This window comes from Salinisphaera sp. G21_0, assembly GCF_017744115.1.
Lineage (GTDB): Bacteria > Pseudomonadota > Gammaproteobacteria > Pseudomonadales > Endozoicomonadaceae > Endozoicomonas.
In genome coordinates this window covers 68,098-76,565 of record NZ_JAGHQW010000029.1, presented here as the reverse complement: position 1 = coordinate 76,565, position 8,468 = coordinate 68,098, and the positions used below count along the sequence as shown (strand labels likewise).

The 8,468-nt window shown below is 43.9% G+C and carries 6 protein-coding genes and 3 pseudogenes; 1 reads left to right on the top strand and 8 read right to left on the bottom strand.

The window, feature by feature from the left end; genetic code table 11:
- Positions 1 to 275 precede the first annotated feature (275 nt).
- The 4 genes and pseudogenes from tnpB to J7439_RS14775 form a co-directional block, all read right to left on the bottom strand.
- A complete protein-coding gene (gene tnpB / locus J7439_RS14785; RefSeq protein WP_286198361.1) occupies positions 276 to 620 on the bottom strand; it encodes an IS66 family insertion sequence element accessory protein TnpB in 345 nt (114 codons plus the stop codon).
- 117 nt (positions 621 to 737) lie between these two features.
- On the bottom strand, positions 738 to 929 hold the full coding sequence (gene tnpA, locus J7439_RS27500; protein WP_502950422.1) for an IS66 family insertion sequence element accessory protein TnpA: 192 nt from the start codon (positions 927 to 929) through the stop codon (positions 738 to 740).
- A gap of 151 nt (positions 930 to 1,080) precedes the next feature.
- Positions 1,081 to 2,475 (bottom strand): hypothetical protein, encoded by a 1,395-nt coding sequence (locus tag J7439_RS14780; protein WP_209202753.1) that lies wholly within the window; start codon positions 2,473 to 2,475, stop codon positions 1,081 to 1,083.
- 660 nt (positions 2,476 to 3,135) lie between these two features.
- Positions 3,136 to 4,143: pseudogene (locus tag J7439_RS14775) on the bottom strand (IS110 family RNA-guided transposase).
- 1,089 nt (positions 4,144 to 5,232) lie between these two features.
- On the opposite strand from J7439_RS14775, the gene J7439_RS14765 reads away from it, so the two are divergent.
- Positions 5,233 to 5,988 (top strand): hypothetical protein, encoded by a 756-nt coding sequence (locus tag J7439_RS14765; protein ID WP_209202752.1) that lies wholly within the window; start codon positions 5,233 to 5,235, stop codon positions 5,986 to 5,988.
- A 589-nt stretch (positions 5,989 to 6,577) separates the two neighbouring features.
- On the opposite strand, the pseudogene J7439_RS14760 reads toward J7439_RS14765, so the two are convergent.
- The 4 genes and pseudogenes from J7439_RS14760 to J7439_RS14745 form a co-directional block, all read right to left on the bottom strand.
- A pseudogene (locus J7439_RS14760) lies at positions 6,578 to 6,918 on the bottom strand (transposase); the annotation flags it as partial.
- 5 nt (positions 6,919 to 6,923) lie between these two features.
- Positions 6,924 to 7,130: pseudogene (locus J7439_RS27495) on the bottom strand (ISNCY family transposase); the annotation flags it as partial.
- A gap of 115 nt (positions 7,131 to 7,245) precedes the next feature.
- Positions 7,246 to 7,497 (bottom strand): hypothetical protein, encoded by a 252-nt coding sequence (locus J7439_RS14750; protein ID WP_209202750.1) that lies wholly within the window; start codon positions 7,495 to 7,497, stop codon positions 7,246 to 7,248.
- A gap of 17 nt (positions 7,498 to 7,514) precedes the next feature.
- A complete protein-coding gene (locus J7439_RS14745) occupies positions 7,515 to 7,916 on the bottom strand; it encodes a hypothetical protein (protein ID WP_209202749.1) in 402 nt (133 codons plus the stop codon).
- Positions 7,917 to 8,468 lie beyond the last annotated feature (552 nt).

The window sequence follows — 8,468 nt, the reverse complement described above, 5'->3', positions numbered from 1 at the left end:
GGCAGTCTCTTCATGATGCAATCCCGTCATCCTTGAAAGGGTCTCAAGAACGAGGGTAACGGTTATTGAAATAGACTGCGCCGCTGGCTGGAAAAGGGTGGCCGGATGTTACCGGAATAGGTGGCCGAATGTTTCCGGAATCAGTGGCCGGATGTTACCGGAATGGGTGGCCGAATGCTTCCGGAATACCCAAGGTGAGAAACCGTATGGGCAGGAATGGGTAAATTCATGGAATTTACTGTAGTCGGTTTGCCAATATTTTGTTGGCTGATTAATCATTTTTTACGGTATCTTTTGTATTGACGAATTGACCGTGTATCAATGCCTTCGAGAATAAGCTTCAGATCCGTTAACTCCAGAGCCTGTTTGATGGTTTCACCAGCGTTAGCATGAAACTGGCCCTGTTCAAGTCGCTTGCTCCAGATGCAGTAACCACTTCGGTCAAAGTACAACACCTTACATTGGGTGCATTTTCGATTGAGAAAGACAAACAACTGACCACTGAGAGGATCTTCTTCCAGCCTGGTTTTAACCAGGGCGGACAGTCCGTCGTATGACTTTCTCATATCAGTGGGCCTGTTATAAAGCCAGACCCGCACTTGTGATTCGGGAAAAAACATAATCAACGGCGCATGCGAAGCACCACACCTCCCGGTAGTTCAAGTTCCATATGCCAGTCATTTGCTGCAGCGGCACTCGAGGTATCCGTTGGTATTTCAATCCAGTCTGATTGGGGTTCAACCTGAAGGTTGAAAGCGCTCTCCTGTTCTTTTCTTGAGCTTCCGTTTCCAGTGTGTAAACGTGGAAAGACTGATATTACGAGATAGACAGAATGCTTTCTGGTTTAAGCCGCTTTCATATTGCTGATCAATGATTTTCTGCCACTGTTCCGGGCTGGGACGGGAAACGCTTTTTTCTGATTGAGCCACTGTGTTGATCTCCTGTATTGGGTACAGGAGGTAGATTGGCAGTCAGATGATGAATTTTGAAGACGTCGTTAATTGAGCGCTTACCAGCGTGCCAATGGCCCGATAGAAACGATTATTACATTGCATGGTTTAAACCCATTCCTCTCTTCTATCAAACGTCCCATGTGTAATCCTTTCCATAATAATAATGCTTGAGTAATTGCATTCCAACGAGACTATGAGCTTCTCTATAGTATGATGGGTCTGGATTATGACAACATTTAGTATTTGGCTTTTGATGAAGGTTTATCTCTTGGATTCTCTTTGAAGCGGCTCTTAAAAAAGCATCTTTAGAGTGCTCTGTCACAAAGAAACAACCATTGTCACCTTCCCAGGAAACAACTTCATCATCAGGTTTCAATAGAGAATGATAGTCAGAGGAAATTTTTACGATCTGTTTTGATAGATATTGATAATTCAATTTTGCTTTACCACTTAAAATATAATCAAATAGCTTTCTCGCTTTCTCCTTAGACCATTTCTTTGAATTATTTTTATTTAAGTAAGGAAAATCAGAGAAAAATGACCTATGCGCCTTTAAACGCTCTCTATCATAATCAGATAGTTCTTCTACAAACCAATCACCACAATGAAAGGTGATGAGTGGCAATTTTTTTGCCATTATTGGCAGAGTAAACATCCCATGTCTAGCTAATATATAAGGTGGTTTGGATAACCATTGATTATCAATATCTGAATAAAACAAATGATTAACGCCGAGCTTTTCTAAACGATCAGCCAGTTGGGGTTTGTTTTCAGACTTTGCCTTATCCATGCAAAAACTTATAGTCTTAGTAATGTTTTGAGATACAACAATTCTAATAGAATCCAAAAACCTAACGTCCATAGATGAAGCATATTCCTTTAATTCTATTGGGAATTCTAGCTGTAGGTCTGTTTCCAAAGAGACACATAAGATATTATCATGTTTTTTAAATTCACCCTTCATCTGATCAATTTGAGATTCTCTTAGCTTCATATCTGAAAACACTATAAGCAGTGGGATATCATTTTTACTGAGTTCAGTTCCTTCTTCTAATATCCTTTGAACATAATTCATCCCCTGGTATTTTTCAGGATTATTCAAGCCATTAAATATGGTGGTACCATGCAGTGCGACCCATGTGTGAAAGACCGGACATGGAGGGCATACCTTTAAATCCATAGCAGTGGCTTTCTCTAATGAATCAATACCTGAAAACTGTAAACTATCAGCCATGTTTTTCCAGGAGTCCTCATCAATTGAATCATGAAGCGTGGGATCTACAGTGAGGACTATATTTTTTGCAAGGTCGATGTAGTGATTATCCTTATCTTTTTCGGTCATAACCTCAGAAATGCACCTTGATGAAAGCCCCATATTTCCACAATTAATTTCTTTGTGTCCTGCTGCGCCTGGAAGATACTTCTTATCATCACTATTTGTAGATAAGCTGTTTGCCTCCATTTTGGAGTGTTCTGGGGTATATGCCCCTGGCAATAGGGACGGGTTTACTAATTGATCCAAGTCTTTATTCCTTCATAATTTTTAGTATTTTGAGCCTTGTAACTTGTTGGTAGCAAATTATTGCTAACAAGTGTGTAAGAATGCCTAACAAAAAATTCCCGAAACATTGAGATTGAAAGCTGGAGGCGAGATAAGGTGAAACAAGGCGGATTACAGGCGGATTACAGGACATCCAAAGAATCTAAAGCCAAAATAACCAAATATCACGACCGGGAGTATCCAAAAAAACAGTTTTTTTGTCGGTAATCAATGTCCAGAAAGGACAAAGGCAATCAGCGCTTTGATAAAACATCATTTATGAGCAGCCAGGCTGCTCAGGACTTGGGGAAAGCAGGGGTCATATATGGTCCGCCCCGCATTGCAAGGAAAAGTTTTCCATCATGACTAAAGAGTAATGCTTCCATTCTCTTAATAAAGAGACCGGCCTTTGGGGTGAGGTCTCAATGCCTCTGGCCCTGATGGAATCCGCTCACTCCTACCTCATCAGGTCTTCGGCCTCTTCGGGCCCTGACCCCGGTCAGGTTCAAGGGAGTGCAGGTCTTACCTTTTATGCCATCATTTGAACTTTATCCACGCAACTCGTTGCAGGCTTCTTACACTGATTAACCGCTTTTGCTTTTCTTGTCTAACGACAAATGTTTAATAGTTTAATATCTATGTTCATGCAGCTGCCTTGTACGACTCTTTCTTGGTTAACACAGCCCAGGCAATGCGAGCGTTTTTATTGGCAACAGCTACTGCTGATATATTCTTGCCCCTGCGCTGATCAAGCTCTTTAATCCAATTATTACGGCGATCGTCGTGTTTGTCGGCTACCCTGACAACGGTTCTTCCACCGTGTATGAGCAGGGTTCGCAGGTAGGTGTCACCCCGTTTACTGATCCCCAGTAAGGTGGGCACTCCACCGGTAGAATGCTGCCTGGGTGCCAGTCCAAGCCAGGCTGCCATTTCCCGACCATTTTTAAATGCCGTTATGTCACCAATCGCTGCATACAGGGTTGTAGCACTAAGCAACCCAATGCCGGGTAGGGTTAGCAATAGTTTGCAAGCTTCATTATTGGCTGCAATGGTTTCGAGCTTTTGTTCAAGCTTTTCTACTCGCTCGTCCAGGTGTTTCATCTCTTCGTACAGTTCACTGAGCAGTTCACGGAACAACACTGTTAAACCGTTTTCAGCATCTTCCAGAACCAGGGGGATCTGTTTACGAATGAAGGCTATGCACTTGGGAATAATGACCCTGTATTAACAAACCTCTGATCTGGTTACCCAATGCAGTCCTTCTGGCCACGGCCTGGCTGCGTATTCTGTGCAGGCTCTGAATATCCTGCTGCTCAATCGTTTTGGTTGGTACAAAGCACATGCTGGGCCGTTGCATTACTTCACAGATAGCCTCAGCATCAGCAGCATCATTCTTGCTTGACTTTACGTAAGGTTTTACGAACTGGGGGCCATAATAAGTAGTTAACCTCCACAAGTTTCCATGCCAATAGCGCATTGAGGCAGATTAGCAATAAAGGGCAAGAGTGCTTTGCGATTAAGTTTCTTTTTGATAACCACATGACCTTTGGCATCAACACCATGTAGCTGGAAACTCTTTTTGCTCAGATCAATTCCGAGAAAAGCAACCTGGCCTTTTTGATTAGTTCCTGATTTGTTAACCTTGCCCATGGATGGTTCGCTCCGTTTCTTATTTTGAATGATGTCCTACCAAACTCATTCTATTTTGGCTCATTTGAAGCCGTTTTGGGAACGGGGCGGACCATTCCATTAGGCCTTGCATTGTGCAAATATCTTTTCTTATTAGTATAAGCAACAACTGTCATTTATAATTAAATACCTGACCCTGGTTTTTCCCTCAATTCAGAGGTGAGGTAGTCAATATGGATGGTCGCAGGCTTTCAGACGCTATCAGGTAGGAAAATCCGCTTTAAACAATCCGGGTAGTTATGGAGCTGATTAGATGAACGGCTTTGGCCTGCAATAGCAATAAAATTCAATAATTACTGGCAAGAAAAGAGAGGATAATTTGTAACTGTTCAGCACCCCTCACCTAAATCTGGAATTTTCTGATTTTTATACCAAACTCTCAACCAATATTTTTTACCAACATTTGCCAACATGGTTCCACAGTCACCTGCAACTTTATCGACTGAGGTTCTCTTGAAAGAGAATACGCAGCTTCGCATAAGATTTGCCTGCCTGGAAGAACGATGTAGAGAATTGGAAGACAGGGTTGGCAAAATCAAAACAACAGTAAGCCACCACCGTCTGATGAAATTACTCAGTCTTTCCTGACATTATTGCAAGGGCTTTAAGATCACCGATATGCAGCGAATGCCGGGGGGGTTATCCGTGAACGAATTGAGAAGATTTATGACCACTTACTTCAGCGTGCTTTAACAGTCGCCTAGTCGCCTATATGGAGAAACATCGGCAAGGGCCTGGGCGTAAAAAAAATCAAACATACCAAAGCCTACGACCTGTTTAAACGACTCATTGAGTTCAAAACTGAAACATTGCGCTTAATGTCAGATTTTACAACCCCCTTCGACAACGATGGCAACGAACAGGATGTTCGAATGGCCAAATTAAAGCAGAAAATCTCAGGCTGCTACAGAAATCGGAGCTATTTGTCGTCAGCTACTTATGGGTATATACCAGTCTCTACTTAAAGCTGTTCAGAATTACAGTAATATGCCTTTGCTGGGTGCTGAACAATTACGAGGAAACTTACCTTGCAATTTTGAGGATTAAACAGTGCAAAGCCTTATCTCATCATTTAGACACGCAACTTCTATGTCAATCAGCAGCAATGAACTAAACAGGCTTCAGAGCGACCTGAGTTATACGGGAACCCGGCGAGATCAAGCGGTAGAGAAAATCAACAGCAACAAATTTGGCCGCAGGATAGGAAAAACAAACAATACAGAAAAGCAAAACACTATTCGCACGTTGTCTCGTGAGGCCAATACACATAATGTCCCCATGGGTAAACGCTATGTTGCCACTGACACAAAAACTATACTGCGCACCGAAGGACTGACATATTGCACAGGAATAGGACTCCTGGATAAATTCGACCAAAACAACGGCTACTATCAAAACAGAAGCCTGATGCATTTGATTGGAGGAAGCATTGATGATACCGGTCTGATTCTGGCAGATCCTAATCCCGCCAGTTTAATCAATGAATTTCTTGAACGTTCCACCACAGAAAACCCGGGCAAGGCAATCTTGACTTTTGGAGAAGCAAACAGCAGTGACTATATGAGAGCAATGCTCCTGAGACAAGATCTGAATGGTGCACAACCATTAATCAGCCTGCTTTCGGCATCTGACATTGACTGCCAGATAGTAACCTCACCCCAAGTATCCATTGAACCTGACGGCACCATATCAATATCTTCTATACCTCAAGCAAGAATCCTGAATGAGCGAGAGGTTATAAATCTAAAAAAACTGGCAACGGATGATGATCCAACTTATAAGTCAATATATCCAAAAGTTGGATAGTCGCACGAATGATTTTTTTCAGGGATAAAAAACGATAATCATCACAGTGCGATCACGCAATGTTATATGGGGGCTCTGCCAAGTTTGCGGCGAACGCCCTGCCAGCCATATATTTGTCGCAGTATTATCATCAACATGGCTATCTAAAGAGACCATTGATGCCTTCGCTGATCACCAGAGCAGGAAAAAAATTCATCAAAACAGGTGACTGTCTTATAAAGACAGTCACCCGATATATAAATTGCTTACCGAAGAAAGCAGGGGTCATATATGGTCCGCCCCGCGATGCAAGGGAAAGTTGTCACAATGGCTTTTAAAGAGTAATGCTTCCATTCTCTTAATAAAGAGACCGGCCTTTGGGGTGAGGTCTCAATGCCTCTGGCCCTGATGGAATCCGCTCACTCCCACCTCATCAGGTCTTCGGCCTCTTCGGGCCCTGACCCTGGTCAGGTTCGAGGGAGTGCAGGTCTTACCTTTTATGCCATCATTTGAACTTTATCCACGCAACTCGTTGCAGGCTTCTTACACTGATTAACCGCTTTTGCTTTTCTTTTCTAACGACAAATGTTTAATAGTTTGATGCCGATGCTCATGCTGCTGCCTTGTACGACTCTTTCTTGGTTAACACAGCCCAGGCAATGCGAGCGTTTTTATTGGCAACAGCTACTGCTGATATATTCTTGCCCTTGTGCTGATCAAGCTCTTTAATCCAATTATTACGGCGATCGTCGTGTTTGTCGGCTACCCTGACAACGGTTTTGCCACCGTGTATCAACAGGGTTCGCAGGTAGGTATCGCCCCGTTTACTGATCCCCAGCAACGTGGGCACGCCACCGGTCGATTGACCAAGCCCAGCCAGGCAGCCATTTCCCTGCCATTTTTAAATGCTGATATATCACCAATCGCAGCAAACAGTGCCGTAGCACTGAGCAACATCTTTTTAGCCGGGAAATTCCTGCTTCAATACCTGCCCGGAAGCGAAAGAGCGTTTTATACACATACTGACTTTTAGTCATCTCTTCGACTTCAAGTCCACGTTTTTTATTAAAAGCCACATCGCTGATTCCCATGGCTTTGGCTTTTTACAAATTTGCGCGACACGCGTATCCGCCGTCACTGCTTGTCTGGCGAGGTACACGTCCATAAAGTTATTTTTGTCTTTCCATCATCGGAATGAATCGGTCAGAATCCGCTGGACTACCTTCCTCGATAACCAGATCCGGGATCAATCGACTTTTTCCCTGAACCAGGTTCAGTTTATGGCCATACTTGCACTTGCCGCCTGTCTTTTACGATGATATCCGTATGGGGTTCATACAGGCTAACCACTTTCTCCCGGGCTGGCACCTTTTCACCCTTCAAGACCCTGCGCTCTGTCTGAGAGACTATTGCATCCACCAGGGGCAACAGGTGATCCACATCAGCCTGCCATTTTTCGGCATCATCAGCCAGGAGGCACTGCCCCTGCTGACGGGCGTCTGCAAGCTTGAAAGTTGCTACGATATGCACCTTCCGGGATTTTCGGGTCAACTGCAGCAGTTTTTTATAATGCTGATGCCGTTCTTCTTTACCAGCGTAGATGCAGTAAGGAGGCTGATGAGCCCATGCAAACTGGAGCGACTTGGGTGCTGGTTTGGTTCGAGGCGACAGAAGTCTCGAAAAAGCATGGAGTCCATCAAAACAAACGACAAGTAGTCATAATCACAATTCAAATACAGTTTCAGGAGTGCCGCACGAAGAACGGATTCTGCTGATAGTCCGTTCCGCCCAGTGTTCTGTTTATCACCAGAACTTAAGTCCTCATAAATCCAGTCATTGAACTGTGGATGGGCATCAAGCCATTGCGAGATACCGGAAAGCTGAGAGCAGATTTCATGAGGTATGTAATAGAGTTCCATACTACACTGCGGGTTGCGTTTTTTTCGCATTTGGAGCCCTCTGTTTTTGGCAATCCCTTATGTTTCTTGGTCTTGGGAAGTTTAGTCGCCAGATAGCAGTAGGGCTCCACTTACTTTTTCAGGATAAAATCTACAGTTTTCAATTGGTTGTGTTTTTGGACGAGAACCAGTCAACCAAATGACTTTCCCCAGGAGGCTATGGTCAGAAAACCGGATTATCAATTTCCGACAAGAGCATCAGGCATCCAGTAGAATGTTCTCCTCCTGTTGATATTCCAACAGCTCATTCAACCGATCCTGTGCATGTGTTGATCAGCGGTTCCATCTCCTGCTCTTGCCCGGTAAGGGATTGTCCTGAAATATCTTCCATATTTCTACAGACGCTGCCCGCTGCACGCCTCCCGCTTCCCGAAAATCCGGAACCGCTTGTGCTTATGCGGGCAGCGGGCGGCGACATTTTCCCGGACTGAGTAAAATGATGAAGTTATTCTGGGACAAACCCTTAGAGCGGCAAAGGACAAGCGAGAACGGGAGCATGTTTATGAAATATCCGGGTTAGGGTCAGCTTTGGGTGTATCCAGC